Annotated in this window: 23 protein-coding genes and 1 riboswitch; of the genes, 12 read left to right on the plus strand and 11 right to left on the minus strand. The window is 57.4% G+C overall.

Features of this window, described 5'->3' with window-relative positions; genetic code table 11:
• Positions 1–216: 216 nt before the first annotated feature.
• Complete coding sequence (gene yghU, locus AACY19_RS10695) at positions 217–1,056, minus strand: glutathione-dependent disulfide-bond oxidoreductase (RefSeq protein WP_339450212.1); 840 nt, start codon at positions 1,054–1,056, stop codon at positions 217–219.
• Between the two features lie 286 nt (positions 1,057–1,342).
• On the opposite strand from yghU, the gene AACY19_RS10700 reads away from it, so the two are divergent.
• Positions 1,343–3,130 carry a thiamine pyrophosphate-requiring protein gene (locus tag AACY19_RS10700; protein ID WP_339450213.1) on the plus strand — a complete coding sequence of 596 codons (1,788 nt, stop codon included), beginning with the start codon at positions 1,343–1,345 and terminating at the stop codon, positions 3,128–3,130.
• 135 nt (positions 3,131–3,265) lie between these two features.
• On the opposite strand, the gene mntP is transcribed toward AACY19_RS10700, so the two are convergent.
• The 4 genes from mntP to AACY19_RS10720 all read right to left on the minus strand — a co-directional run bounded on the left by mntP (position 3,266) and on the right by AACY19_RS10720 (position 7,217).
• Complete coding sequence (mntP, locus tag AACY19_RS10705) at positions 3,266–3,829, minus strand: manganese efflux pump MntP (RefSeq protein ID WP_339450214.1); 564 nt, start codon at positions 3,827–3,829, stop codon at positions 3,266–3,268.
• An 8-nt stretch (positions 3,830–3,837) separates the two neighbouring features.
• Positions 3,838–4,009: riboswitch (yybP-ykoY riboswitch) on the minus strand.
• Between the two features lie 62 nt (positions 4,010–4,071).
• Positions 4,072–5,091 carry a hypothetical protein gene (locus tag AACY19_RS10710; RefSeq protein ID WP_339450215.1) on the minus strand — a complete coding sequence of 340 codons (1,020 nt, stop codon included), beginning with the start codon at positions 5,089–5,091 and terminating at the stop codon, positions 4,072–4,074.
• Positions 5,092–5,148: 57 nt separating this feature from the next.
• Positions 5,149–6,117 (minus strand): hypothetical protein, encoded by a 969-nt coding sequence (locus AACY19_RS10715; protein WP_339450216.1) that lies wholly within the window; start codon positions 6,115–6,117, stop codon positions 5,149–5,151.
• 281 nt (positions 6,118–6,398) lie between these two features.
• Positions 6,399–7,217: an alpha/beta fold hydrolase gene (locus AACY19_RS10720; RefSeq protein WP_339450217.1), complete on the minus strand. Its 819-nt coding sequence runs from the start codon at positions 7,215–7,217 to the stop codon at positions 6,399–6,401.
• Between the two features lie 272 nt (positions 7,218–7,489).
• Between AACY19_RS10720 and AACY19_RS10725 the strand changes: the two genes are divergently transcribed.
• The 4 genes from AACY19_RS10725 to AACY19_RS10740 are packed head-to-tail and all read left to right on the plus strand — an operon-like array spanning position 7,490 to position 12,810.
• On the plus strand, positions 7,490–11,242 hold the full coding sequence (locus AACY19_RS10725; protein WP_339450218.1) for a hemagglutinin repeat-containing protein: 3,753 nt from the start codon (positions 7,490–7,492) through the stop codon (positions 11,240–11,242).
• Entirely contained in the window at positions 11,196–11,810 is a 615-nt protein-coding gene (locus tag AACY19_RS10730) for a hypothetical protein (RefSeq protein WP_339450219.1), read from the plus strand. Before AACY19_RS10725 ends, AACY19_RS10730 begins: the two co-directional genes overlap by 47 nt.
• Entirely contained in the window at positions 11,774–12,241 is a 468-nt protein-coding gene (locus AACY19_RS10735) for a hypothetical protein (RefSeq protein WP_339450220.1), read from the plus strand. The genes AACY19_RS10730 and AACY19_RS10735 overlap by 37 nt, the downstream gene beginning before the upstream one ends.
• Positions 12,238–12,810 carry a hypothetical protein gene (locus tag AACY19_RS10740; protein ID WP_339450221.1) on the plus strand — a complete coding sequence of 191 codons (573 nt, stop codon included), beginning with the start codon at positions 12,238–12,240 and terminating at the stop codon, positions 12,808–12,810. The genes AACY19_RS10735 and AACY19_RS10740 overlap by 4 nt, the downstream gene beginning before the upstream one ends.
• A gap of 52 nt (positions 12,811–12,862) precedes the next feature.
• On the opposite strand, the gene AACY19_RS10745 is transcribed toward AACY19_RS10740, so the two are convergent.
• The gene (locus tag AACY19_RS10745) at positions 12,863–14,056 is read right to left on the minus strand and encodes an IS4 family transposase (RefSeq protein WP_339450222.1); all 1,194 of its coding nucleotides are present in this window, start codon (positions 14,054–14,056) and stop codon (positions 12,863–12,865) included.
• Positions 14,057–14,103: 47 nt separating this feature from the next.
• On the opposite strand from AACY19_RS10745, the gene AACY19_RS10750 reads away from it, so the two are divergent.
• The 4 genes from AACY19_RS10750 to AACY19_RS10765 all read left to right on the plus strand — a co-directional run bounded on the left by AACY19_RS10750 (position 14,104) and on the right by AACY19_RS10765 (position 16,206).
• The gene (locus AACY19_RS10750; RefSeq protein ID WP_339450223.1) at positions 14,104–14,514 is read left to right on the plus strand and encodes a winged helix-turn-helix transcriptional regulator; all 411 of its coding nucleotides are present in this window, start codon (positions 14,104–14,106) and stop codon (positions 14,512–14,514) included.
• Positions 14,515–14,620: 106 nt separating this feature from the next.
• The gene (locus tag AACY19_RS10755) at positions 14,621–15,169 is read left to right on the plus strand and encodes a hypothetical protein (RefSeq protein WP_127652472.1); all 549 of its coding nucleotides are present in this window, start codon (positions 14,621–14,623) and stop codon (positions 15,167–15,169) included.
• Positions 15,170–15,216: 47 nt separating this feature from the next.
• Positions 15,217–15,627: a hypothetical protein gene (locus tag AACY19_RS10760; protein WP_339450224.1), complete on the plus strand. Its 411-nt coding sequence runs from the start codon at positions 15,217–15,219 to the stop codon at positions 15,625–15,627.
• Between the two features lie 24 nt (positions 15,628–15,651).
• The gene (locus AACY19_RS10765) at positions 15,652–16,206 is read left to right on the plus strand and encodes a hypothetical protein (RefSeq protein ID WP_127652470.1); all 555 of its coding nucleotides are present in this window, start codon (positions 15,652–15,654) and stop codon (positions 16,204–16,206) included.
• A 138-nt stretch (positions 16,207–16,344) separates the two neighbouring features.
• Here the strand turns inward: AACY19_RS10765 and AACY19_RS10770 are convergent, their stop codons facing one another.
• Both AACY19_RS10770 and AACY19_RS10775 read right to left on the minus strand, forming a co-directional pair.
• Positions 16,345–17,388 carry an LLM class flavin-dependent oxidoreductase gene (locus AACY19_RS10770; RefSeq protein WP_208937775.1) on the minus strand — a complete coding sequence of 348 codons (1,044 nt, stop codon included), beginning with the start codon at positions 17,386–17,388 and terminating at the stop codon, positions 16,345–16,347.
• Between the two features lie 137 nt (positions 17,389–17,525).
• Positions 17,526–18,011 (minus strand): flavin reductase family protein, encoded by a 486-nt coding sequence (locus AACY19_RS10775; protein ID WP_016987069.1) that lies wholly within the window; start codon positions 18,009–18,011, stop codon positions 17,526–17,528.
• Positions 18,012–18,335: 324 nt separating this feature from the next.
• On the opposite strand from AACY19_RS10775, the gene AACY19_RS10780 reads away from it, so the two are divergent.
• A complete protein-coding gene (locus tag AACY19_RS10780; RefSeq protein ID WP_339450225.1) occupies positions 18,336–19,742 on the plus strand; it encodes a purine-cytosine permease family protein in 1,407 nt (468 codons plus the stop codon).
• Between the two features lie 251 nt (positions 19,743–19,993).
• Positions 19,994–21,094 carry a polyamine ABC transporter substrate-binding protein gene (locus AACY19_RS10785; RefSeq protein ID WP_339450226.1) on the plus strand — a complete coding sequence of 367 codons (1,101 nt, stop codon included), beginning with the start codon at positions 19,994–19,996 and terminating at the stop codon, positions 21,092–21,094.
• Between the two features lie 357 nt (positions 21,095–21,451).
• On the opposite strand, the gene AACY19_RS10795 is transcribed toward AACY19_RS10785, so the two are convergent.
• From AACY19_RS10795 to AACY19_RS10805, 3 genes are all read right to left on the minus strand, one after another.
• Positions 21,452–22,435: a TerC family protein gene (locus tag AACY19_RS10795; protein WP_339450227.1), complete on the minus strand. Its 984-nt coding sequence runs from the start codon at positions 22,433–22,435 to the stop codon at positions 21,452–21,454.
• Positions 22,436–22,702: 267 nt separating this feature from the next.
• The gene (locus AACY19_RS10800) at positions 22,703–24,406 is read right to left on the minus strand and encodes an amidase (protein WP_339450228.1); all 1,704 of its coding nucleotides are present in this window, start codon (positions 24,404–24,406) and stop codon (positions 22,703–22,705) included.
• A gap of 125 nt (positions 24,407–24,531) precedes the next feature.
• Complete coding sequence (locus tag AACY19_RS10805) at positions 24,532–25,320, minus strand: AraC family transcriptional regulator (RefSeq protein ID WP_339450229.1); 789 nt, start codon at positions 25,318–25,320, stop codon at positions 24,532–24,534.
• An 85-nt stretch (positions 25,321–25,405) separates the two neighbouring features.
• Here AACY19_RS10805 and AACY19_RS10810 point away from each other — a divergent pair, with 85 nt between their 5' ends.
• Positions 25,406–26,404, plus strand: coding sequence for a bile acid:sodium symporter family protein (locus tag AACY19_RS10810; protein WP_339450230.1), 999 nt, complete (start codon positions 25,406–25,408; stop codon positions 26,402–26,404).
• The last annotated feature ends 64 nt before the right edge of the window (positions 26,405–26,468 follow it).

Genomic DNA, 26,468 nt, shown 5'->3' on the forward strand with positions numbered 1-26,468 from the left:
TCTGCTTCCCCAAGTGAACAAAGACGAATCCAGTGCGAGTGCGTGTAAGAATTATTCGCATTAGTTTGTCAGATCGAACCCCTCGAAGAAAGCCATACGAGTCAGTTAGTTAATGAATTTTTCACATTTGTGCAGGCGTGCGCCGGCAGCGAATGATCGAAAAAGCTTCGATCAACGCTGCTGGCGGACGGGGGGAAATGTAGAAGAAACAGGCGCTTAATTCAGATCTTCAGCCTGGTGTCGTTCAGGCACCTGGGTGTCTTCGTCGCCCCACGTGCGGTTGACGCGCAGGCCGCGAATCACCGCCGGTCGATTGGCGATTGCCTCGGCCCAGCGTTGCAGGTGGGTGTACTCATGTGCCGCAAGGAATTGCGCCGCCGAATACACGCTGTTGCGCACCAATTGCCCGTACCACGACCACACCGCGATGTCGGCAATGGTGTAGCTGTCGCCGGCCAGATAAGCGGTTTGTGCCAATCGCCGGTCGAGCACATCCAGTTGGCGCTTGGTTTCCATGGTGAAGCGGTTGATCGGGTACTCCATCTTCTCCGGCGCATAGGCATAGAAATGCCCGAAACCGCCGCCCAGATAAGGCGCCGCGCCCATCTGCCAGAACAGCCAGTTGAGGGTTTCGGTTCGGCCTGCCGGGTCTTTGGGCAGCAAGGCGCCGAACTTTTCCGCCAGGTACAGCAGGATCGAGCCCGACTCGAACACGCGAACCGGTGGCTCGACGCTGCGATCCAGCAGTGCGGGGATCTTCGAGTTCGGATTGATCTCGACAAACCCGCTGGAGAACTGATCGCCTTCACCAATGCGAATCAGCCACGCATCGTATTCGGCCTCGCTGTAACCCAGTGCCAACAGCTCCTCCAGCAGGATGGTCACCTTGACGCCGTTGGGTGTAGCCAGCGAATAGAGCTGCAACGGATGCTTGCCGACCGGCAAGGCCTTGTCATGGGTCGGCCCGGCAATCGGGCGGTTGATACTGGCGAACTGACCGCCAGACGGCGCATCGTTTTTCCAGACCTTGGGCGGAACGTAGGGCGTTTTGCTCATGAAACGGACCTCATCGTTGACGGCTGAGAACAGACACACACCCTAGGGAAAATTCCCCTGCCGTGCCAGGGTTACTTGGCGCGGCTGGCTGGCGCAATGTCTGCGCGAAAAAGTCCACGCTGCCGTCGGATGCCGCCGTGTGCGAGGGCAGTCGCCTCAGAAAATCTTGCCCGTGGGCGTGCAAATCAATCGAAACTTCGTCGCCGACGCGGCTGTCCAGAGCCTTACACCTCCTGGCAGCTGTGATGCCAGGAATGCTCTGGCACCGGCGAAAAGCGAGGATCGAATGACGATGACAGTGGGCGACTTTCTGGTTGAACGACTCAGCCAATGGGGCGTTACGAGGATTTTTGGTTATCCGGGTGACGGCATCAACGGTGTGTTCGGGGCGCTGAGCCGGGCACAGGGAAAGATCGAATTCGTTCAGGCCCGGCATGAGGAAATGGCCGCATTCATGGCCTCGGCGCATGCCAAGTTCACCGGAGAGCTGGGCGTGTGCATCGCCACTTCCGGCCCCGGCGCATCTCACCTGATCACCGGTCTTTACGATGCGCGGATGGATCACATGCCGGTGCTGGCGATCGTCGGCCAGCAGGCACGCACGGCGCTGGGCAGTCACTACCAGCAAGAACTCGATCTGGTTTCGATGTTCAAGGATGTCGCCGGCGCCTTCGTGCAACAGGCCTCGGCACCGTCGCAAGTGCGGCATTTGCTCGACCGGGCCGTGCGCACAGCGGTCGGCGAGCGTCGCGTGACCGCACTGATCCTGCCCAATGATCTGCAAGACCTCGCATATGAGTCGCCGGCTCGCGCCCATGGCACGGCGCATTCCGGGGTCGGTTACAGCAAACCGAAAGTGATGCCCTACGACGTCGACTTGCAGCGTGCGGCAGAGGTGCTGAACACGGGTGAAAAGGTCGCGATTCTGGTCGGCGCCGGCGCGCTGGAGGCGACCGATGAAGTGATTGCCGTCGCGGAAAAACTCGGCGCCGGCGTCGCCAAGGCCCTGCTCGGCAAAGCGGTGTTGCCGGATGATCTACCTTGGGTCACCGGCAGCATCGGATTGCTCGGCACGGAACCCAGTTATAAATTGATGACCGAGTGCGACACCTTGTTGATGATCGGCTCGGGCTTTCCCTATTCCGAGTTTCTGCCCAAGGAGGGCCAGGCGCGCGGCGTGCAGATTGATCTGCAACCCGACATGCTCAGTCTGCGCTATCCGATGGAGGTCAATCTGCACGGTGATGCGGCGCAAACCCTTGGCGCGCTGCTGCCGCTGCTGAAAGAAAAAACCTCACGCAAATGGCGCAAGAAAGTCGAAGGCTGGCGCGGCAGTTGGGAGCACACCCTGGAAAAACGCGCGATGGCCAAGGCCGATCCGGTCAACCCGCAGCGCGTGGTCTTCGAGCTGTCGCCGCGTTTGCCCGAGCAGGCGATCATCACCAGTGATTCCGGCTCCTGCGCCAACTGGTATGCCCGCGACCTGAAAATCCGCCGTGGCATGAAGTGCTCGCTGTCCGGTGGCCTGGCGTCGATGGGCGCCGCCGTGCCTTACGCGATTGCGGCCAAGTTCGCCTTTCCCGAGCGCTCGGTGATCGCCCTGGTGGGGGACGGCGCGATGCAGATGAACAACATGGCCGAGCTGATTACAGTCGCCAAGTACTGGCGGCAGTGGGCGAGTCCGAAGTGGATCTGCGCGGTGTTCAACAACGAGGATCTCAATCAGGTCACCTGGGAGCAGCGGGTGATGGAGGGCGATCCGAAGTTCGAAGCCTCGCAAAGCATTCCTGACGTGCCGTATCACCTGTTCGCCATCTCCATCGGCCTGAAAGGCATTTTCGTCGACCGCGAAGAGGACGTCGCCGCCGCGTGGGAACAGGCGTTGGCCTCGGAAGTGCCGGTGGTGATTGAGTTCAAGACCGACCCAAATGTGCCGCCGCTGCCACCACACATCAAGCTTGAGCAGGCGAAGAAATTCGCCACGACCTTGCTCAAGGGCGACCCGGATGAAGCGGGCGTCATTGTGCAAGCCGCCAAACAAGTGCTGGCGAGCGTCCTCCCGGGCAAGAAGTAACCCGAGCAGGCGCGGCCGCCAGATGCGCTCTTTCAAATGGTGAAGTGCAGGATCGCACCGAGCTTGAACAGCGTCTGGCGGCGTTCGACGATGAGCGTTATCTGTTGGCACTGACAGCGTTGATTGCAGGTTGAATCAGACCGACAAGTGCTCGTAGAGGATGGTCGCGCCGACGATCATCAACACCACGCCACCAACGATTTCCGCACGCTTGTCCACCACCGCGCCGAGCACCCGGCCGAGCATCACACCGATGGTCACCATGGTCATGGTCGCCAGGCCGATAGCGGCCGCCGCTCCCCAGATATTCACGTCGACAAACGCCAGACCCACGCCCACGGCGAGCGCGTCGATGCTGGTGGCGAACGCTGTAACGGCAAGAATGACGAAGGAGTGCTGGCCGGTTTTTTCGTCTTCCTCGGCTTCGTGCCTGAGGCCGTTGTAGATCATGTGCAGGCCGAGAATCAGCAGCAGCGTGAAGGCAATCCAGTGATCCCACTCCGCCACCCAGAGACTGGCCGCCTGGCCGATCAGCCAGCCGATGACAGGCGTGATGGCTTCGATCACGCCGAAGATCAGGCCGGTGCGCAGCGCTTCACTGAGACGGGGTTTATGCAGACTGGAGCCTTTGCCGATGGCGGCTGCGAACGCATCCGTGGACATGGCCAAGGCAAGGAATATGAGGGAAACAGGATTCACGGTGGCACACTTCCAGTCGGGCTATGAGTCAACGACACAACCACACGCCCGACGTTAGGCATGGATGTGTCGTCGGTCTCACCAACCAAAAGGTGTTCGCACCACGGCGTGTTGCCGAGAATGTTGATACGAACGCTTCCGAGGGACTCGGAAACAGGCTACTCCCCAACGAGGAGCCGGATCTTAAACGGCTGTACATGAAAATTTTGTATACGCGCCGCGCTAGAACACTCAGGCTGAAATCAGCTGAGCGGGTCGGTGATGAAGCCGAATTCCTTCGAGGCTTTCATGACTTTTTCTTGTAAATTCCCTGGCTGATGCAGGCTGATGCGCAGGCTGATCTCGTGGCGATGGGGGAATTTAAAGCCCAATGAAACAAACTGATAATGATGGTCGTTGTTGTAGCGAGCGACGGCTTGAGTGTGACTGTAAATAGCATTGTCGTAAGTTCCGCATAATACGATGGCCTTGTATTGTGGGAGGTTCTGTTTTTCTGGTGAGAAATCTTCGATATTTATCTTATTGCAACGAACTCTGATTTTTCTGAACTCGTCGATAATTTCGTTGTGCAGTTTATTCTTCGTGGCAGTGCTGAGGAGAGCGATGGGAGGACTTTGCCAGACGTTAAGGTTCATTGAATCGGGTGTGAGTGAGTCTTTACGGTAAATAGCTCTGGTGAACGCTTGTCCGAGTTGGGTGATGCCTCGCCCGGAGGTAAGGCCAAGCTGCTGCAAGGTGTTAATTGACAGTGCCTGGATCGGGCTCATGTTCTTGACGTTAAAAATGTTGCCTTGGGATAGAACAGTATTCCCGTGCTGAGGCATTACTTCATGCTCTGAAGCAATTTCTGCATATCTTAGTAGTTCGATGTCGCCGAACGTCAGTTGTTTTAAAGCAAGAACAAAGTGTCTGCGGGTTTCTCTGTCAAGTTCGCCGTATCGAAGTGAAATAGTCAGCTGGGCGTAGGCTTTCGCTTTGCCACTATCACTATCGTTCATGCAGGCTTGCAATAAATCGCCGAATTCAATTTCGTATCCGGCATTGTCGAAGTTTTTATTGGTTTCGGCAGTCTCATTGCAGATCATCAGCTCTTGGCAGAACAACTCGATCCGTTCATTTTTCTTTTCTTCCAGTAGCTCGATAAGCCGTTTTGCCACGTCTGCCACGTCTTTCAGGCCTGGAATCAGGCCTGCGATAGGCAGAATTTTGTTTTCAAGCTGCTTGACCAGTTTTCCGGCCTTGTTTTTTTTATCGGTGCTCATGTACTTGGACCCGAAAGTAATTGGCTATCGTGAAAAAAGTTTTGTCGGTATGGAAGATCAATTCTGGACAGGCACTTTCCATTCGCATTCGACCCGGGCAAAGTGAGCCGGAACCTCTACGTGGGCAGTGAAGAATGTCGTGAAGTCGAAAGGCGTGAACGCTTCGGGGGCTACCAATACGCGCTGCTGAGTAGGCCCGAGGAAAATAACCGGGTTGCCCTTGTCAATGTTGACGCAATCGTGACGGCTATTGAAATCCAGTGCCTGAGCAATCAAATAAACTTTCTGGGTCAGGCGTTCGTCTGACAGTTCGTTGTTCCTCCAGCCGTAGACCTGGAATCCGAAAATGCAGATGATGACCGCGAACAGCAATGGCTGCCAGGAGAAGTTCTTTACATATCCTTCTTTGATAAAGCCCCAGAGCATCTGTGTACAAACAATGATATTTATGATCAGGGCGAAGCCGGAAAGGCCAATCAACCAGGGCAGTGCAAATTTGAACAGTGTCATCGCTGTGGTAAAGGCGTAGGTAATCGGAAGAAGGGTTGCGTCGACTGCAAAAACACTATTTACCAGTGCAGCGGCCTTACCGCTTGCAACCAGTAACATTGCAGTGAAGGAAACGTAAGTTATCCATCGTATCGACGTAAATGTCCAAAGCGCACTCCAGAGTGTCGACTGCTCGAGACTCGCGCTGAGGAAAAGCATCGCTAGCAAGGCTCCCCAGATTTTAAGGGCAAGTAGATTGCTTTGAATCCAGGAAATGTCAGGATTCGATTGATTGCCGTTGGCCATGAGCATCAGGGCGATCAGACCAATGATTGCCAGTGCCCAGCGCACTTGGCTCTGCTGTTCGTCTGCTCGCTGGTCAGTCTGCCGAAGAAGACGACGGAGCAGCGTATGAATTTCACGCACATGGAATTTCATCGACTTGGTCGAGTTACGCGACAGGTCGGTTTCATTGCCTTTTAATTCGTGGTGAATTTTTTCCAGCCAACTAGTGACGGGTTTGTCGGATTCGTTCATTTCTCAGTCCCTTTTCATGCTCAACGCTTTGGAGTGCAGTGGCGAGCTACGTTGATCATTCCTTCCACTGGATTTTTCTGGATCGACTCACAAGTCGGCGTTACTTCATCAAACTTGAGCGAAATGATCCATTACGCTGCGGTCGATATGGGCAAAAAAAGATGGCTCTCCATTGATAGGGCCTCCACTGGCACCGGCGTGCCCTCGCTATTGCTCCTCCAATGAAAAAGGCCGGAGTAAGTATCCGGCCAGTCTTTTAAGCAGTGCTTTTGGTAGGCGTATCAGCGGTTGAGAAACGCCAGCAGATCTTCATTCAACGCTTCAGCGTGGGTCACTGCAAAACCGTGCGGCGCGCCGGCGTAGACTTTCAGCTCGGCACCCTTGATCAGCGCAGCGGCCTGCTTGCCGGTGGTTTCGAACGGCACGATCTGATCGCCGTCACCGTGGATCACCAGGGTCGGCACATCAATCTTCGCCATGTCCGGGCGGAAGTCGGTTTCGGAGAACGCGGTGACGCAATCCACGGTGCCTTTCAGCGAAGCCAGCAGGGCGACGTTGAGGGTTTGCGTCAGCACGCCGTCGGAGACTTTCTGGCCCTGATTGGTGCCGTAGAACGGCGCGGCGAAATCAGCGATGAACTGCGCGCGATCCTTGAGCAGACCGGCCTTGATCCCGTCGAACACCGAGGTGTCGACGCCTTGCGGGTAGTCGGCTTTTTTGCCGAACAGCGGCGTCACCGCGCCCAGCAGCACCAGACCGGCAACGCGTCCGGTGCCGTGACGCGCGATGTAGCGGCTGACGTCGCCGCCGCCCATGGAGAAGCCGACCAGCGTCACGTCGCGCAGGTCGAGGTGCTGGATCAGTTGCGCGATGTCATCGGCAAAGGTGTCGTAATCGTAGCCGGTCCACGGCTGGTCGGAACGGCCAAAACCACGGCGGTCGAACGCGATGGTGCGGTAGCCGCGACTGCTCAGGTATTCCATCTGGTATTCCCACATGTCGGCATCCAGCGGCCAGCCATGGCTGAACAGCACGGGTTTGCCGCTGCCCCAGTCTTTGTAATAGATCTCGGTGCCGTCATCGGTAGTGAATGTGCTCATGAAAACTCCTTGCTTGAGTAGGCGTTCGGGAGGGACTTTGAAAGCAGGATTCACTATCCGCGCAATCGAACGCGGGCACTTGTATGCAGGTGCTGCGCTGTTGGCAGGGTTCTGTTTCGCGAACACGGTTGTAAGGTCCAACCCCACAAAAGGATTGAAGGGGAGACGCATTGACCGAGCAATAACGCTGAAAAATCTCCCGCCAAGTCGGTGGCTACAGCGGCAATGGCCGACTGTCGAGCCAGCGCGGGACTCACCTCTCTGCTGCACAGATGAACATCGGCGCGGGCGGCAGTTTTGCGGCGGGTGCGACCTCGACCATCAGTGTGGACGGGGCACTCATCAACTCCGGGCGCATCACCTCCAGCGAAGACCTGACCGTCAATGCCGGCAGCGTGACGAACTACGGCACCCTGGGTGCCGCGCAGAACCTGAACATCAACACGCCTTCGCTGCTCAATGATCGTGGGCTGATTTTCAGCGGTAACGACATGACGCTCAGTGTGGGCAATCTGACCAACCAGAACGGTGACTTCTACGGGTTGGGGAATGTGACGATCAAGGGTTACGGGACCGCACAAGCCAGTCAGGTGTCGAACCTGTCGGGTTCTATGGAGAGCGGAAAGACCTTCAAGATCGACGCAGCGAATTTCGCCAACCGCACCTCGGGAGATGACGGTACGCAGAGCTTCGCCCTGAACCGCAAGCTGGTCTCCGGCTTCATCGGCGTTCAGTGCGGCGATTGCTCGGGCGGTACCTACGACGTCAATCTGATTGCCCACGAAGTGTTCGAGGGGGGGCAGGACAATGACACTACGGCTTCGTCGTTGCTGACGGCCGGCGCCGATTTCATCTTCAACGGCGGTGAATTCCTCAACAGCAAAAGTACGCTCAGTGCCTCCGGCAACATCACCATCAATGCCAACAACATGAGGAACGTCGGTGCGGTCAGCGGTAGCATCGAGCGCACCCGAATCTTCCGTACCGGCGCGATCGACTCAGGCTCGTTCAATGTCTTCATGCCTGAGGTGGTGGCGTATAACCAGCGCAATAACCCTGACTTTCCGAACGTCTATTACATCGACGGAACCGGGAATTTTGCCCAAGGCGTTGTTACATCGGCAACGGGGCGGGAGCCTGGTCACGATGGCGGTCTGACCCGAGTGGTCGTGATCAAGGACTCGGTGACGAACAAGTCGGTGGGGGACCTCACTCTCTCCGGTTATGCCTGGGGTAACACTAATCCGCAGTCTCAGTACGATCCCAATAACCTGGTCGAAATGCCGACCAGACTGCAGGGCTTCACGCTGACCTCTGATAAAGAGGTCGCCACTGACGGCACCAGTCCCGTCGCGGGTCGCAACGCGGTCATTCAGGCCGGCGGCAATGTTTCAATCAACGCCACCAAGGAACTGCAAAACAGCGTGATCCATCAGGATTACGGCTCCGCCGGTGGCACCAACAAGGTCGGCAACACCAACGTCGGCAACACCGGCACTACCGTTATTCGCATCAACAGCCAACTGCCGCCGGACCTCGCCCAGCAGCAGGTGAACCCGCTGTCCCTGCCAGGCTTCTCCCTGCCAACCGGGGAAAACGGCCTGTTCCGCCTGAGCGGCCAGGGCGCCGCTGATATCGCACCAGTCGCCACGACCGGCCCGGCGCCGACCTGGACCGTGGGTGGGCAAACCGTTGCTACGGAAGCTCACGTCGTGGCTGCCAGCAGCGGCGGTCCGCGAAATCTTTTCATTGACGCACCGCCCGCAGTCTCCGACAGCACGCGCGCGGTAGACACGTTCCACCGCTCCCCGAGTGTCGTGCAGGCCGTGGCCAGCACTGTCGACGTTAACGTGCCGGTGAAACCCGCCGGCCCGGGCATGAAAGATCGTGGTACCGACGCCAAGGAGTCGATCAACACTCGCCCGGTGACCCGCGTCACCGGTCTGCCAGACACCAAGGCGCCGTCCAACGCGCACAAATACCTGATCGAAACCAACCCGGTGCTGACCGACCTCAAGTCGTTCATGAGCTCCGATTACTTGCTGGAAAAGCTCGGCTACGACCCCGACCAGAGCGCCAAGCGCCTCGGCGACGGCCTCTACGAGCAACGCCTGATCCAGCAAGCAGTTACTGCACGCACCGGCCAGGCTTTCATCGACGGCCAGACCTCCAACGAGGGCATGTTCAAGTACCTGATGAACAACGCCATCGCCAGCAAGGACGCCCTCAACCTGTCGGTAGGCGTCGGCCTCACCTCGCAGCAAGTCGCCGCGCTGACCCACGACATCGTCTGGCTCGAAGAGCACGAAGTGAACGGCGAAAAAGTGCTGGTGCCGGTGGTGTATCTGGCGCAAGCCAATGGCCGTCTGGGTCCGACCGGGGCGCTGATTGCCGGTAATGATGTGACGCTGATTGCCGGTGAAAACCTGGATAACGTCGGCACGTTGAAGGCGACGAATAATCTGTCGGCGACGGCGGGTAATAATCTGATAAATAGTGGACTGATTCAGGCTGGGAATCGTCTGGATCTGTTGGCGACCAACGACATTATCAATAAGTCCGGGGGCATCATCACCGGGCGTGACGTGTCGCTGAACACACTCAATGGGGATGTCATCAACGAGCGCACCATTACCTCGTCCGACAGCAGCACGCGTTTCGGTACTCAGCATCACGATTTTGCTGATACCGCTGCACGTATCGAAGCCACCAATGACCTGAGCATCATGTCCGGGCGCGACATAAATATCTCCGGTGGTGTGCTGCAAAGCGGTCGAGGCATGGATCTTGATGCCGAGCGCGATCTCAATATCGCAGCGACACAAGTCACTAACAGCGTATTTCACGACAGCAAACACAACAGCAGTGACGTCACTCAACTGGGTTCGAACGTCAATGCGGGACGCGATTTCACAGCGCAGGCCGGTCGCGACCTGGCAGTGATCGCCAGCCAGATTGATGCTAAGCGCGATGTCTCGATGAGCGCTGCCGAAAACTTGATCATCAGTTCTGCGGCGGACGAACAGCACTCTTTGTCCAAGAGCAAGAAACTTACCGTTCAGGAAGATCATGTCAGCCAGGTCATGTCGGGGGTGACGGCAGGCGGCAGTGTGGCGCTTAGTTCTGGCGAAGATCTGACCGTTGTCTCCAGCCGGGTCACGGCGGGCGACGAGGCGTATCTGGTAGCGGGTAACAACCTGAATATTCTCGCGGCTCAGGACTCTGATTACTCTCTGTACGACAAGAAGAAAAAGGGCTCTTTTGGTTCCAGTAAAACCAAGCGTGATGAGGTGACCAAGGTCAACAACATTGGCAGTGTGATCACCTCGGGTGGTGACATGGTACTGGTGAGTAATGGCGATCAACACTACCAGGCCGCCAAACTGGACAGTGGTAATGACCTGACCATCACCAGTGGCGGCTCAGTTACTTTCGAAGGCGTCAAGGATCTGCATCAGGAAAGTCACGAGAAGAGTAGTTCAAGCTCGGTTTGGAGTTCTGCGAAGGGTCGAGGGAATACCGACGAAACACTGCGTCAGACCGAACTCACAGCCAATGGCAATCTGGTGATCAATGCCATTGACGGATTGAATATCGACCTGCGCGACATCAACCAGAAGTCGGTCAGTCAAACGATCGACGCTATGGTCAAAGCAGATCCGGGGCTCGCCTGGTTGAAAGACGCCGAGAAACGCGGTGATGTTGACTGGCGCATGGTCAAGGAAACCCACGAATCGTTCAAATACAGCAACTCCGGAATGGGGCCGGCGGCGATGTTGGCGGTGGTCATCATTGTTTCTGTGCTGACAGCAGGAACCGGAACAGCCGCGACGATAGGGGCTACTGCAGGTCAAGCGGCTTCGTCTGCGGCAATCGCTGCGGGTGCTTCCGCATCTACGGCTGCTACCATTGCCGCGGCTGCATCTGCGGCAGCCACGGCGGCGTTTTCTGCAGCGGTGGGACAGGCTGCTACCAGCGATGGGTGGCGATTTCCGTACCGGTGCGATTGCAGCGGGGGCGAATGAGGCACTGGTTGATTTTCTGGCCGACAAACTGTTGCCGGTAGGTGTTGACAAGAACAGTGCGGTTTATCAGCAAGGGATAAACAAGTTACTGGCAGCCTCGCAGTTGGTTGGCGTACTGACGGCTGCAATTACAGGTGGGGATGCGTCCACTGCTGCTGCTGTGACAGCCAATGCAACCCAGTACAACAATCTTTACCATCCGTCCGCCGAACGATTGCTCAAAGAGCTTGAGGGATGTCGATCAACTGCTGGTTGTAGTGCGCAAACGATCCGCGACATCGTCACGAAGTATGAGGATCTGTCCGCCCAACGTTCGATGGCAATCAATGATTGCAAAAGTCGGGCATGTGTTGATGAAATCCAGAGCAGCGCCGTTTCCATGGATACTCCGGTGGCGAAGGATCTGTTGAATTTCCTTCGCAGGAACGTTTCTTACGACATGGTGGGTTTGCTTAACGGCAACCCCTGGTCGATAGCCGTTCCATCGCAGGGCGTTGACGGTTGGGGGCTTTATTTACCTCCGATAAACAAATGGCCTTCGCCAAAAACCTGGCAGAAGGTTGGTTGACCCCCGACGAGATGGCTCTCGCAGATCAGTGGGCAAAAGATACCAGTTGGCTGGATCAGCAAGCGGGTCAGCCGCTAACGCTGCAACAGCGGGCGACGTTGATGACTGAGCTGCAGATGACAGCAGGGATGTTACTGATCGGCAAAAGCGCCCCTTCCCAAACTGGTATAGAGTTTAAGCCAAAATGGACGCGAAGAAGCGCGGGCCAAATTGACGCTTATACCTCACCCTCAGAAGCAATAAAAACGCTGGAGGCCAATGGTTACAACAGAACGTTTTCAGGGGACGGAACGGTCTCCATGCTGACCAAGGGAGACAGGACTTATAAGTTCTATCCAATGTCTATGTCGACAAAAGAACCTACGGCAGAATTGCTGATCAAAGGCATCGACAAAAAGATTGTCAAAATCCGATTCAGGTTGAGTAAATGAGCGTGTCAAAAGTGGAATTTAAAGAAGTGAATCGGATAACGGCAGCGTTATCGAGGCACCTTGATCTGGAAAAAGATCTTCCCGCGATGGTCTTTCTTGATTCAGGGCTTGAGTATTATTTTTTTGAAAGGCCACTGCTAAGTACTACGGATGTTCTCAGTGAATTGGTTTGCTTGAGCTATGAGGTTTTCTCGACAGACGTATTCGCCTTGTTCAGCGCACCTCCTAATAGCTCGTGCTACCTTTTCGATGGGAACAACGTCGATGAAGGTATCGAAGTCTTGAATTCTGGCTTTCGGGACTTTTTCAAGGGCACTGCGGATTATCCGATGATCATCGGTAATCTGGGTTTTGATTGGCTATTGTTTGAAAGCGCTTACGAAGAGTTTGGTGTGCTGGCTCTTAATAAGGCCAATGCCAAGTTAAAATTTTCTGAGGGCGTAGGGCGTAACTTGATCCGTTCCAAAGAGTTTCAAGGCCTTAAAGGTCGCGATGGAACTTTGGACACAATCATTGACGCGTTTCATGATTATTTCAATGGTAACGGTGGGCGGATCCCGCTCGAATAAAACATACCACTTTAAAGGTAAGTGGGGACAGGCCCTGAGGGATCCCCACAAACTACTCCAGCACCTGCGCCTGTTGATGTACCTCGGCTCGCAAGGCGCGCTCAAGTCTCACCAAAGTTTTTCGAGAGTTTGAGCCGCGTCCACTGCGCCAGTATTCCAAGCCCAGTCGCCACAGCGACAACACCCGTCGGCGTTTAAGACTATTGCTTTGAATACGCTGTTCATGACCCGCTTCGCGGGCCTGCAACCCCGTTAAACAAATGATGTAATTGGCCAAAGCCGAGATCAGTAAAAGCACTTCGATTCGGCGTGGACAGTGACTCCGATGGCGAGTCACGCCAACGCCAAAGTGCTCGCTTTTTACATCCCTGAAGCCTTCCTCTATCTGCATACGCTGCTTGTAAATGGCCACGATTCTCGATGGATTCCATTGATCCTCCGGTAAGTTGCTGGCCAATAACCAAGGCTCTCGCTCACGATTGGCCGATTGCCTGCTGAGTTTGTTTTTGGCGATTGAACCGGTGACACGCTGATGCTTGCGACCCTTTGCAGAATGCCTGATGCAGTACAAATGGATGAAGTGCGGAGCGCTTTGGGTCATCTCGATCCGACCCAGTGATTTTGGTGAGGACGACGCCAAGGCGTAGAGGTTTTTAACCGGCAGCCAAATTTGTGCGTCGTTGCGGTAGAGGTCCCGGTTACGCACTCGACCCACGTAATACCAGCCTTGCGCCTCGACGGCTTTGATCCATGACCGACGAAAACCTGCATCAGCTACAAGGATCGGAATGCAGTCTTTGGGGAGCATTTCGGCCAACGTTTGCAGCAGCCGTTTTTGATATTTCGGACAACCTTCGCGCTCATGAACGCTCTCGTAAATCGGGAACGAACGTCCTGCCAGAGGAATGGCTGCACGCAACAAAAAGAACTCTCCAGCCGCATCGATCGGTGACCAATCGACCAGGATCAACGGATGTCTCAGCGACCCCAGCAAGGCTCGCAACATGACCCAGTAAAACAGCGAACGCTCAGTTTGCAGATGCCGGTTACCCAGCAACCGATCGACTCGTTTGATGGCGTGTTTGGGGTAGGCCTTGCCTGACATGAATCGACCAAGCCCCGTCAAAGTGAGCCGACGTCCTTGGAGTAAGGCGCTGACACAACACATCAATGTTTTCAAACGACGAGAATGGACAGTGGGAAGTGCTTGGGCGAGCGCGCTGTGTAAGAATCGGATGGCCTGCATGGGATCGGGATCTTGTTTTTGTGTGGTGCAATACAAGCTGCCGACCCATGCAGGTCTCTTCAATTACTAACTTCTTGATTTATTGTAAGAAAAATCGGGGATTTCTCAGGGTCTGTCCCCGTTTTACTAATTTCCAGAAGAACCTCGACATTGCGAAGAACATGCTCAGTGCCCGGCTCAAGGGCCTGGTGGAGCAGGGGATCCTGCAAACGGTGCCGGCAGCCGATGGCGGCGCCTACAAGGAATACGTGCTGACAGAGCGCGGCAAGGCCTTGCAGACAGTGATTGTCGCGCTGTCGCAGTGGGGCGCAGAGCTCATGTACGCGCCGGGTGAGCCGGGCTCGGTGATGGTCGATGCAAAAAATCACCAGCCGATTCGCACGCTGCAATTGATGTCGGCCGACGGCCGCTTGCTCGCACCGGACGAGGTGGCGACGCAGTTTGGCGTTGAGCACTGAGATAACGACCGCAACATAGGTTTGACGTCAAAATGATGGCTATCTAATATCGCGGCGTTGTTTTGAGATCATTCCCAGTCCTGTTGTGCTCAATAGAGATTTCTACGTGAAAAAACGTGTGCTCGTGACGCTGACCCTGCTGCTTGCGCTGTCAGGTTGCCATTCCAATGTGCGTAACTCTTCTCCCAGCCTGCTGAAAGACGGCATCCAGCTGCATCAAGACAAAGTGGTGGTGGACGCCCAGCACGCCAAGGTCATCATGAAGTCTTCTGGCGGCACCTATCCGGTGGAGTTCTCCATTCGCCGCGCCGATGATCCCGACCAGCGCATGGAGGTGCTTGGCACCGTGGTGGATTCAGGTCGCGGCAAGGTCTTCGGCTGGATCGCCAACCTCAATGAAGTGGCCAACAGCGCCACGGTCAAACGCTTTCCGCAACTCGAAGCACAAGCCGACGCCGATAAGCCGTTCGAGGTTTCGGGGTATTCGAACAGCCGGGTGACTGCGGGGATTTATACCTGTGGGCCACTGAAGACCACGTTCACTCCCCAGCGGGGCAAGGTGTATCAGGTGGAGTTCCAGTTCAACGGTGAGCTTTGCGAGCAGCATGTCTACGACGTTACCCAACCGCAGCAGCGCATCCCTGTCGCGGGTTGATCCTGCAACGCGCCGCACTGAATTCAGTTGAAGAAAGGACATACCACGTGAAACGGAATCTCTCCCTGGCCCTTATCGTCCTGGCGGCAACGCTGGGTGGCTGCGCCGTCAACAAACCGAGCAACGATCCAGCCTTGATCGGTGCGTGGAAAGGTGTACGGGCCGAAAACGGCAAATGCCAGTTCCTCTCCTGGAAAAACAACTTCAAACCTGACGGCACCTTCACCATCACCTTCTTCCGGGATGCCCAGCAGACCCAGGCGATCCAGTCCGAACACGGCACCTGGAAGGCGGCCAATGGCAAGAACGAGTTGCGAACCGCCGGCGTTCCTCTGCCCGATATCTACACCTACACGTTGATCAATGCCGACACGGTGCATTACGTCAATGTGGCGAAGGACCCGTCGGGCGATTGCCAGGAAGACTACGAGTTCACTGAGCGTCGTATTCGCGGTTAAGCTGGTTTGAAAAAGGACGACTTGATGCGTTATCTGGCATCCACGATTCTCATGGGGCTGATGGCACTGCTGTCAGGCTGTAACACCACGCCGTACGACAAAGCGACGATTTACTACGACCGTACACAGTTCCCCGCACAAATCGTAAAAGACGACCCATCGCTGAGTGATCCGATTCTTCAGCACGGGCGCTGCTCATTGATTGTCTCCACGCCTGGGTCGAACACCGGCAGTTATTACTTCTGCACCTACGCACTCACTGCCAAAGGGCTTTATGTGCAGGGATGGGATGCCAAGGCGCTCAAATATGAGGAGATCATGCACGTTGATTTTGCGACGCTGAGAAAGATTTCTCTGGCTTCATTTCTGCGTACAAACCAGCTTCAGTTGACGGAAGAGCGTCGGCAGAGTGCGTTGAGTGCCTGTATCGATGAAGGCGGGTATATCGATACTGCCGCCACTGAGCGGCTGTTCGAAACCATCAAAGGCAAGGGCGTTGCCGTGGTGAAAAGCGAAGGCATGATGAACCCGCCTGCGCCACCTTCGCCTGTTTTCGTTCCAATCATTATTCCGCGTTGATCTGATCACCGATGCGTTGCGCAGACAGCAACACTCCCTGAGACGCGGAAATTCCCGGGGGTGAAGAACTCACTCAAAAGTAAGTGCCCCGAACAATGTCGGGGCGTTTTCACTCACCGGGTTTGAACGGTAAAACGTTTACCGAAACGCCGGCACCACATGCTTGATAAACAGCTCCAACGACTTCTTCTTCTCCGCATGCGGCAGACTGTTGTCGCACCAGAAGCTGAACTCATCGACCCCCAGTTCCTGGTAGTACTTGATGCGCGGAATGATCTCTTCCGGCGTACCGATCATTGCAGTCTTGTGCAGGCTCTCCAGCTCAAACTCCGGGCGGCCGGCGAATTTCTCTTCCGGGCTCGGGGCGAGGAAGCCATTGACCGGGGTTTGCTTGTTGCCGAACCAGGCATCGAAGGTGCGGTAGAAACGTGAGATCGCTTTCGCGCCGACTTTCCAGCCGTCCGGATCGTCAGCGGTGTGCACGTGGGTGTGGCGCAGCACCATCAGTTGCGGACGCGGGACGTCAGGGTTGTTGTCGAGTGCGGTCTGGAATTTGTTCTTCAGGTCGACGACCTCTTCGTCGCCCTTCATCAGTGGCGTGACCATCACGTTGCAGCCGTTTGCCACGGCGAAGTTGTGCGAATCCGGGTCGCGGGCGGCGATCCACATCGGTGGGTTGGGTTTCTGAATCGGTTTCGGCACGCTGGTGGAGGTGGGGAATTTCCAGATGTCGCCGTCGTGGGCGTAGTCGCCTTGCCACAGAGCGCGGACCACCGGAACCATTTCGCGCAGGGCCTGACCGCCGCTGGAGGCGGGCATGCCGCCGGCCATGCGGTCGAATTCGACCTGGTAGGCGCCGCGTGCCAGACCGACTTCCATGCGCCCGTTACTGATGACGTCGAGCAACGCGCATTCACCGGCCACCCGCAGCGGGTGCCAGAACGGCGCAATGATGGTGCCGGCGCCGAGGTGGATGGTTGTGGTTTTCGCCGCGAGGTAGGCCAGCAGCGGCATCGGGCTCGGCGAGATGGTGTATTCCATGGCGTGGTGTTCGCCAATCCACACGGTGCTGAAACCGCCGGCTTCGGCCATCAGGGTCAGTTCGGTCAGGTCTTCGAACAGTTGGCGGTGGCTGACGCTTTCGTCCCAGCGTTCCATGTGGATGAACAGGGAAAATTTCATGACGCTTCCTCGGATCTTTTATTGTTGAGGCTACAAAACCTGTCGGAGCGAGCGGTGTGTCAGAAAGAAATCGAAATCTGATACACCGCTATCGCGAGCAGGCTCGCTCCTGTAGTTGATTTGTGTAGGGCTGACGATCAGGCCAGAACGGGCAGGGCGCCCATCTTGCCGTGGCAGTACACCAGCGGCCCGGCGATCTGTTCGGGAACGATCAGGTTCTTCACCGCGCCGACCATGATGGCGTGATCGCCGCCTTCGTATTCGCGCCACAACTCACACTCGATAATAGCCGTCGCATTGGCCAGGATCGGGTTGCCCAGCTCGCTCAGTGTCCACTCGATGCCTTGGGCCTTGTCCTTGCCTTTGCGGGCGAAGGCGTAGGCTTCGCTTTGCTGGCCGCCGGACAGAACGTGGATCGCAAAACGCTTGTTCTTGATCAGCACCGGGTAGGAATCGGAGCTGTAGTTGGGGCAGAACAGCACCAGCGCCGGGTCCATCGACAGCGAGCTGAACGCACTGGCCGTCAGACCGACGATCTGACCGTCATCGTCCAGAGTGGTGATAACGGTTACGCCGGACGGGAACGAGCCCATGACTTGTTTGTAGATGGCGGCATCGATCATTGCTCGGTCCTCAGGTGTTTTGACGCTGTTTTTATGTGTTTGTTGGTCTGATGGTATACCAGTATTCGATCTTTGCAAGGGCTTTTGAGCTGAACCGATAAACGTGTCGCGTTCGTCGGAAACTCAGCATTTACGGGGCTTTCGGCTGGTCTGCAGGCCTCGGTTTCAGCGAGGATGGCGGATCAGATTGCGCTGAAAACTACGGATCAGTCTTGTGAATTGTTTGGAATACCATAATATGGTCGGCATCTGAGGGGCGGCCAAAGAGTCCCCCCGGTTTGGCTTCATACAACGATAAGAACAGACAAACTCGAGTTCATGCATATGTCCCAGATGTCCCGGCAAGAGCCGTTGATCGAGAATCATACGGTCGACTACGTCCCAATCGCGGAACGCCACGGGAAGGCCCGCGACCTGTTCACCCTTTGGTTCAGCACCAACATCGCGCCACTGCCCATCGTCACCGGCGCGATGGTGGTTCAGGTGTTCCATCTCGATTTGCTTTGGGGGCTGCTGGCGATTGTGCTGGGGCACATGATCGGCGGCGTGGTGATCGCGCTGGCCTCGGCCCAGGGGCCGCGCATGGGCATTCCGCAAATGGTCCAGAGTCGCGGCCAGTTCGGACGCTACGGTGCGCTGTTGATCGTGTTCTTTGCGGCGATCATCTACATCGGCTTCTTCATTTCCAACATCGTGCTCGCCGGCAAATCCATCGTCGGTATTGCGCCTGCGGTGCCGGCGCCGCTGAGCATCCTGATTGGTGCGCTGGCGGCCACGGCGATTGGCGTGATCGGCTACAACTTCATTCACACGCTCAACCGCATCGGCACCTGGGTGATGGGCAGCGCGCTGCTCGCCGGCTTCATCTATATCTTTGCCCATGACTTGCCGGCGGACTTTTTCACTCGCGGCGGCTTCAACCTGTCCGGCTGGCTGGCGACGGTGTCGCTGGGGATCATCTGGCAGATCAGTTTCTCGCCTTACGTGTCCGATTATTCGCGCTACCTGCCAGCAGACATCGGCATCGCCAAGCCGTTTTGGGCCACCTATCTGGGCGCAACGCTGGGGACGATTCTGTCGTTCACCTTTGGCGCCGTTGCGGTGCTGGCAACCCCGCAAGGCACTGACGCGATGGTCGCGGTCAAGCAGTCCACCGGTTGGCTCGGGCCGATTCTGATGGTCTTGTTCCTGCTCAATATCATCAGCCACAACGCCCTCAACCTGTACGGCGCGGTGCTGTCGATCATCACCTCGATCCAGACCTTCGCCAGCCAATGGACGCCGAGCATCAAGGTGCGCGTGGTGTTATCCAGCGTGGTGCTGGCGGGCTGTTGTGTGGTGGCGCTCGGTGCCTCGGCGGATTTCATTTCCGAGTTCATCGGTCTGATCCTGGCGTTGCTGCTGGTGCTGGTGCCCTGGGCGTCGATCAACCTGATCGACTTCTACCTGATCAAGCGCGGCCACTACGACATCACGTCGATCTTCCGCGCAGACGGCGGGATCTACGGACGCTTCAATCTGCACGCGATCATTGCCTACCTCATCGGCATCATCGTGCAACTGCCGTTCGCCAATACTTCGCTGTATGTCGGGCCTTATGCCAACCTGGTCGACGGAGCGGATCTTTCCTGGCTGGTCGGCCTGGTGGTCACCGTTCCGCTGTATTACTGCCTGTCGACACGCGGCCAGCCTCAACAGAGCAGGGCGGCGAAGCTGGGTTACACCGACTGACGTAATCAGCGTAAACAACAATGCCCGGCCAAGTGCCGGGCATTGTTGTTTACGCATTCGCGCGGTCATTCATATTGGCCACATCGATCCCCTTTTGGCCCATCACCCACTGTGATCCAGCTACGCTGTCAGCAAGAATCAAAACCATAATCAAGCGCCGAACTATTTTTGCCCTTGGCTGCCTTTCAAGCCGCTGCCGTGTACAGAACATAAAAACCATCGAACTCACGCCGCATTTTGGGGAAACAACCATGGTCACGATGAAACGCATTCTGGGTGCCGCCGTGTGCGGGCTGACGCTGCTGGCCAGCGCCGTTCAGGCCGAGCAGCGCGAACTGCGCGTGTACAACTGGGCGGATTACATGCTGCCGTCCGTGCCCAAGGATTTCGCTGCGAAAAGTGGCGTCAAAGTGACTTGGGACACGTTCGACACCAACGAATCCCTGGAAGCCAAACTGCTCACCGGCAACTCCGGTTACGACCTCGTCGTGCCGTCGAACCAGTTTCTCGAAACGCAGATCAAGGCGGGCGTGTTTCAGAAACTCGATAAATCGAAACTGCCGAACTGGAGCCATCAGGACCCGGAGCTCTTGAAACTGCTGGGCAAGAACGACCCGGGCAATCAGTACGGCGTGCCCTACATGGTCGGCACCGTACTGATTGGTTTCAACCCGGCCAAGGTCAAGGCAGCATTAGGTGACAACGCGCCGGTGGACAGCTGGGATCTGGTGTTCAAGCCAGAGAACATGGAAAAGCTCAAATCCTGCGGTGTCGCGATGCTAGATTCGCCGACCGAAATCCTGCCGCTGGCCCTGCATTACCTCGGCCTCGATCCCAACAGCCAAAACCCCGCCGACTATGAAAAGGCCAAGGCGCTGATGCTCAAGGTTCGCCCTTACGTGACCTATTTCAATTCGGCCAAATACATGACCGACATCGCCAACGGTGATATTTGCGTGGCAATCGGTTATTCGGGCAGTTTCTATCAGTTCGGTAACCGTGCCAAAGAGGCGAACAATGGTGTGGTGGTCGACTGGCGCTTGCCGAAGGAAGGCGCGCCGATCTGGTTCGACACTTTCGCCATTCCGAAGAGCGCGAAGAACGTCGAGGAAGCGCATGAGTTCCTCAACAACCTGCTCGACCCGAAAGTGATCGCGCCAATCAGCGATTTCCTCGGCTACCCGAATGCGAACAAGGATTCCATGCCACTGATCAACAAGGAAATCACCGGCAACCCGAACCTGACACCGACGCCGCAAGCCCTGAAAAATCTCTACGTCGTCCAGCCGTTGCCGCAGAAAATCGAGCGCGTGCGTACTCGCGTCTGGACCAACATCAAGTCCGATAAATAACAGCCAACGCAAACCCGATGTGGGAGCGAGCCTGCTCGCGAAGGCGGTGTGTCATTCAACTTCGGTGTTGACTGGCCCGACGTCTTCGCGAGCAAGCCCGCTCCCACAGTTTTTTTGGGGTTTCATTCAGTTCGGTGTCCGGCATCTCGGGTCATGATCAGGCTGAGCAGGACAGAGCCAGAAAATCGAGCGCGTGCGTACTCGCTTCTGGACCAACATCAAGTCCGATAAATAACAGCCAACGCAAACCCGATGTGGGAGCGAGCCTGCTCGCGAAGGCGGCGTGTCATTCAACTTCGGTGTTGACTGGCCCGACGTCTTCGCGAGCAGGCTCGCTCCCACAGTTTTTTTGGGGTTTCATTCAGTTCGGTGTCCGGCATCTCGGGTCGTGATCAGGCTGAGCAGGACTGAGCCAGAAATCACCCCGCCCACCACCAGCAGCGACCACTCCACCGGCATGTGCAACCAGGGCATCAACACCATTTTCCCGCCAATGAACACCAGCACAATCGCCAACCCGTATTTGAGCAAATGAAAGCGGTCGGCCATGTCCGCCAGCAGGAAGTACAGCGCCCGCAGGCCCATGATCGCGAAGATGTTCGAGGTGAAGACAATGAACGGATCGGTGGTGACGGCGAAGATCGCCGGGATGCTGTCGACCGCGAACATCAAGTCACTGGCCTCGATCAGCACCAGCACCAGAAACATCGGCGTCGCCCAGCGCACGCCGTTCTGCAGGATGAAAAAACGCTCGCCATGAAAACTGCTGGTGATGCGCATATGCCCGCGCACCCAGCGCAGCAATGGATTCTTTTCGAGGTCAGGTTGCTGGTCGGCGAATATCAGCATCTTGATCCCGGTGATGATCAGGAACACGCCGAAGGCATACAGCAGCCATTCGAACTTCGTCACTAGCCACACGCCGGCAAAGATCATGATCGCGCGCATCACGATGGCCCCGAGCACGCCGTACAGCAGCACCCGCCGCTGCAATTCCGGCGGCACCGCGAAGTAGCTGAAGATCATGACGAAGATGAACATATTGTCGACCGACAAAGATTGCTCGATCAGATAACCGGTGAGAAATTCGAGGGATTTCTGCCGGGCGATGTCCGCGCCGAACTCACCGTGCAAATACCACCAGAGCAGAGCCGCGAAGCTCAGGGCCAGCAGGCACCAGGCAATGACCCATGACAACGCTTCGCGCACTGACACCCGATGTGCCTTGCGCCCGCCGAAGACAAACAGGTCCAGTGCCAGCATGGCAAGAACGAATGCGATGAAGGCGCCCCACATCCAGGGTTCGCCGATACTGATGTTATCGATGTTCGTGGCGGGCATGTCTCGCTCCCCGTCTTGTTGGTTTTAGAGTCAGACAAGGCCATGCTAGCGACGAGTTTGTGGCAAAGAAAAATCGTTTATTTCGCGGCAACAGTTCGTTAATAACGAAGTGTCGGGTCGCCACGTGGATTCCCGGTAGCGCGATTTTCAGCGTGGCGACGATCAATGCCGGCGTGATTGCCCGGCTTCGCCAATGTGGCGATGAATCGAAGCGCTCGCTAAACGTCAACGGCGCCGGGGCTGTTCAGTCCCGGCGCCGTGTTGACTTCAGGACAGCGGCGGCGTGCGCGGTGGCACCTGACGTCTGGAGCCGGTCGACTCGAATGCCGACGCCAGACGCAGCAGCGTCGAATCGTCGTAGGCACGGCCGGCGAACGTCAGCCCGGCCGGCATGCCGATATCGGCCATCACGCCCATCGGCACCGTGACCGTCGGTACGCCAAGGTGACGGATCGCGAGATTACCGTTGGCAACCCAGACGCCGTTGCTCCAGGCGATGTCTGCCGATTGCGGATTAACATCGGCATCGGCCGGGCCGACATCGGCGACGGTCGGGAACAACACCGCGTCCAGCTTGAGTTCATCCATCCAGTCTTCCAGGTCAAGCTTGCGGGTTTTTTCCAGGCCACGCAGGCCGTCCGGCAGCGTCGGGATCTGGTCCCACGGCGTAATGCCGCGCTCGGCCATGCGCACGTATTCATCCATGCCTGCGGCCAGATCGCCCTCGCGGTTGGGCAGGGTGCCGGGATCGTGAGGGAAGATTTTCGGCCCGTCCACATCGGCCAGACGATTGAGCTTCGGATCACCGTTGGCCCGCAGAAAATCATCGAACGCCCAGGCCGACAGGTCCCACAGTTCGTGGTGCAGGAACTCCTTGGAAACGATGCCGCGATTGAACACGGTCGGCGCACCGGGGCGGTCGCCTTCGCAGTTGGAGACCAGCGGGAAATCCACTTCGATGACTTCAGCGCCGGCCGCTTCCAGCGCTGCGCGCGCCTGTTTCCACAAGTCGATCATCGATTCGCGGGTGTTGATGCGTTGCCCGGTCGGGCCGCCTATGCCCGGTTCTGCGCTGGTGCCGGCTTCAGGGTCAGCGTTGATGTACATCTTCGGCACGCCCAGGCGCTTGCCGGCCAGTGCATCGGCGTTCACCGCCAATTCGGCGTAGGAAGCCGGGCGCACCGACATCACGCTCGGGATCGGTACCCACGGTTGCAGGCGCCACAAGTCGCCACGGGTGTCGCTGTCTTCGGCGACCACCACGTCGAGCACTTCGAGCAAGTCAGCCATGGTCCGAGCGTAGGGCACGACCACGTCCATGGTCGGGGTCAGTGGCCAGTTGCCGCGCACCGAGATCACCCCGCGCGACGGCGTATAGGCGCACAAGCCGTTGTTCGACGCCGGGCCGCGACCGCTCGACCAGGTTTCTTCTGCCAGGCCGAATGCGGCAAAACTGGCTGCCGTGGCGGTGCCGGCGCCGTTGGAGGAACCGGAGGCGAATGGCGCCGTCAGGTAGTCGGCGTTGTAGGGACTTTCGGCGCGACCATAAACGCCACGCTGCATGCCGCCATTGGCCATCGGCGGCATGTTGGTCTTGCCCAGGCAGATCGCCCCGGCGGCGCGCAAGCGTTCGATGGTAAACGCGTCACGGTGCGCGACAAGATCGACAAATGCCGGACTACCGGACGCTGCCGTCAGGCCTTTGACCAGATAGCTGTCTTTGGCGGTGTAAGGAATCCCGTCGAGCGGGCCGAGGGTTTGGCCCTTGGCGCGACGCTCGTCGGCAGCGTGCGCTTCGTTCAGCGCTTCGGGGTTGCGGACCACCACGGCGTTGAGCGCGGTGGCAGTGTCAGCACCGTCGTAGGCATCGATTCGCGCCAGATACGCCTGCACCAGCTCGACCGAAGTGGTCTGGCCGGATGCCAGGGCTGCACGCAGTCGGGCAATGGAAACTTCAGTGACTTCGATCATGTGATTACCGCCGTCAGGTTCTCAAAAGGTTTTTATTGTGGAACGTGCGAAAGATTTCAGATGGGTGTAACTCTACCCTGAACTTTGCGCAAAGGCTTGCTCAAACTCGATAATTATCGGGTAATTCAGCGGAAAAATTCTCCCGGCGTCTCACCAAACTGTTGCCGGAATGCCGAAATGAACGCTGACGTCGAGTCATAACCGCACGCCAACGCTACGTCAGTCACGCGTTCCCCACGCTCCAGCGGTGTCAGCGCTCCGAGCAGGCGCAAGCGCTGGCGCCAGTGGCGAAACGTCAGGCCGGTATCGCGCAGGAATAACCGACTGAGGGTCTTTTCGGTCACCGCGAATTTTTCGCTCCACTGACTCAGGGTGGTTTGCTGTTCCGGGTGTTGCTCCAGGCTCTGGTAAATCTGCCGCAAACGGGCGTCCTGGGGCAGCGGCAGCATCAGGTCGATGGCCGGGGCTTCGGCCAATTGATCAAGGATGACCTGGGCCAGCCGCCCGTGCGCGCCGCGCTCGTCGTATTCGACCGGCACCCCGCTGAACGCGCGGATCAACTCCCTGAGCAGATCACTGACGGCCAACACATGACAGCGCTCGGCGGTGCGACCGGCGACACTGCAGTCAATGTAGAGGCTGCGCATTTCAGTATGTGGCGAACTGAACACCCGATGCGGCATGCCCGCCGGAATCCAGACTGCGCGCTCCGGCGGCGCAACGAAACGTCCGGCGGCGGTCTGCACTTCGAGCACGCCCGCAATCGCGTAGGACAACTGCACCCACGGGTGGCTGTGGCGGCGGGTCAGCGCACGATTGGGCAGCGATTCGGTACGCCCATAGAGCGGGCGCGGCAGGCTGGGCAGCCCGGGAATGCTGCGTCTGACGCTTTTGTCGTGTCCTTTTGGCGGCATCTGAGGGTTCTTCGGCGTTAGTCGGTAATTTCCGATCACGTTAGAGTCGCAATCACGTACTGGCAACCCCCTGGATGAGCACACCATGACCCGCCCAAGATTCCTGCCCGACAACTTTACCCTGACCCTGATCGGCGTCGTGCTGCTCGCCAGTTTCCTGCCGGCCAGCGGTCAGGTCGCGGTCGGCTTCGGCTGGTTGACCAACATCGCCATTGCGCTGCTGTTCTTCCTGCATGGCGCCAAGCTGTCGCGCGAGTCGATCATTGCCGGCGCCGGTCACTGGCGCTTGCACCTGCTGGTGTTTGGCCTGACCTTTGTGCTGTTCCCGATACTTGGTCTGGTGCTCAAGCCGCTGCTCTCGCCGCTGATCGGCGACAAGCTGTACATGGGCATGCTCTACCTCTGCGCGTTGCCGGCCACGGTGCAATCGGCGATTGCCTTCACGTCGCTGGCGCGGGGCAATATTCCGGCAGCGATCTGCAGTGCGGCGGCGTCGAGCCTGTTCGGGATTTTCCTCACGCCGTTGCTGGTGACGCTGCTGCTCGACGTTCACGGTGACGGCGGTTCGACAATCGATGCGATCCTGAAAATCAGTGTGCAATTGCTCCTGCCATTCATTGCCGGGCAGATCGCCCGGCGCTGGATCGGTGCATGGGTCGGGCGCAACAAGCACTGGCTGAAATTCGTCGACCAGGGTTCGATTCTGCTGGTGGTTTACGGCGCGTTCAGCGAGGCGGTCAACGAAGGCATCTGGCATCAGATTCCGGTCGTCGATCTGCTGGGGCTGGTGGTGGTCTGCTGCATTCTGCTGGCGCTGGTGCTCGTGGCTTCGACGCTGCTGGGCAAGGCCTTCGGTTTCAGTCAGGAGGATCGCATTACCATCCTCTTCTGCGGTTCGAAAAAGAGCCTGGCCACGGGTGTGCCAATGGCGCAGGTGCTGTTTGCCGGCAGCACGATTGGTGTGCTGATTCTGCCGCTGATGCTGTTTCACCAGATTCAGCTGATGGTGTGTGCGGTGTTGGCCCAGCGTTATGCGAAACGCCCGGAGTCGGTGCCGGAGCTGATGGCGCAGGTTGATCCATAACGCTTACAGCGTTCCTGTACGCATTCAGCGCTGGTAGAGGTCATCAACGCTGAGGCGACAGTCG

The sequence above is a fragment of the Pseudomonas sp. EA_5y_Pfl2_R50 genome (assembly GCF_963970475.1).
Taxonomy (GTDB): Bacteria; Pseudomonadota; Gammaproteobacteria; order Pseudomonadales; family Pseudomonadaceae; genus Aquipseudomonas.

What these genes read in the sequence shown, in the direction of transcription:
- AACY19_RS10735 (WP_339450220.1), top strand. Translation starts at nt 11,774, where the DNA reads ATGGCCTTCGCCAAAAACCTGGCAGAAGGTTGGTTGACCCCCGACGAG.
- AACY19_RS10780 (WP_339450225.1), top strand. Translation starts at nt 18,336, where the DNA reads ATGTCCCAGATGTCCCGGCAAGAGCCGTTGATCGAGAATCATACGGTC.
- AACY19_RS10765 (WP_127652470.1), top strand. Translation starts at nt 15,652, where the DNA reads ATGCGTTATCTGGCATCCACGATTCTCATGGGGCTGATGGCACTGCTG.
- AACY19_RS10700 (WP_339450213.1), top strand. Translation starts at nt 1,343, where the DNA reads ATGACGATGACAGTGGGCGACTTTCTGGTTGAACGACTCAGCCAATGG.
- AACY19_RS10785 (WP_339450226.1), top strand. Translation starts at nt 19,994, where the DNA reads ATGGTCACGATGAAACGCATTCTGGGTGCCGCCGTGTGCGGGCTGACG.
- AACY19_RS10795 (WP_339450227.1), bottom strand. Translation starts at nt 22,435, where the DNA reads ATGCCCGCCACGAACATCGATAACATCAGTATCGGCGAACCCTGGATG.
- AACY19_RS10750 (WP_339450223.1), top strand. Translation starts at nt 14,104, where the DNA reads ATGCAGGTCTCTTCAATTACTAACTTCTTGATTTATTGTAAGAAAAAT.
- AACY19_RS10800 (WP_339450228.1), bottom strand. Translation starts at nt 24,406, where the DNA reads ATGATCGAAGTCACTGAAGTTTCCATTGCCCGACTGCGTGCAGCCCTG.
- AACY19_RS10730 (WP_339450219.1), top strand. Translation starts at nt 11,196, where the DNA reads ATGGGTGGCGATTTCCGTACCGGTGCGATTGCAGCGGGGGCGAATGAG.
- AACY19_RS10810 (WP_339450230.1), top strand. Translation starts at nt 25,406, where the DNA reads ATGACCCGCCCAAGATTCCTGCCCGACAACTTTACCCTGACCCTGATC.
- yghU (WP_339450212.1), bottom strand. Translation starts at nt 1,056, where the DNA reads ATGAGCAAAACGCCCTACGTTCCGCCCAAGGTCTGGAAAAACGATGCG.
- AACY19_RS10720 (WP_339450217.1), bottom strand. Translation starts at nt 7,217, where the DNA reads ATGAGCACATTCACTACCGATGACGGCACCGAGATCTATTACAAAGAC.
- AACY19_RS10710 (WP_339450215.1), bottom strand. Translation starts at nt 5,091, where the DNA reads ATGAGCACCGATAAAAAAAACAAGGCCGGAAAACTGGTCAAGCAGCTT.
- AACY19_RS10775 (WP_016987069.1), bottom strand. Translation starts at nt 18,011, where the DNA reads ATGATCGATGCCGCCATCTACAAACAAGTCATGGGCTCGTTCCCGTCC.
- AACY19_RS10725 (WP_339450218.1), top strand. Translation starts at nt 7,490, where the DNA reads ATGAACATCGGCGCGGGCGGCAGTTTTGCGGCGGGTGCGACCTCGACC.
- AACY19_RS10740 (WP_339450221.1), top strand. Translation starts at nt 12,238, where the DNA reads ATGAGCGTGTCAAAAGTGGAATTTAAAGAAGTGAATCGGATAACGGCA.
- AACY19_RS10805 (WP_339450229.1), bottom strand. Translation starts at nt 25,320, where the DNA reads ATGCCGCCAAAAGGACACGACAAAAGCGTCAGACGCAGCATTCCCGGG.
- AACY19_RS10745 (WP_339450222.1), bottom strand. Translation starts at nt 14,056, where the DNA reads ATGCAGGCCATCCGATTCTTACACAGCGCGCTCGCCCAAGCACTTCCC.
- AACY19_RS10770 (WP_208937775.1), bottom strand. Translation starts at nt 17,388, where the DNA reads ATGAAATTTTCCCTGTTCATCCACATGGAACGCTGGGACGAAAGCGTC.
- AACY19_RS10715 (WP_339450216.1), bottom strand. Translation starts at nt 6,117, where the DNA reads ATGAACGAATCCGACAAACCCGTCACTAGTTGGCTGGAAAAAATTCAC.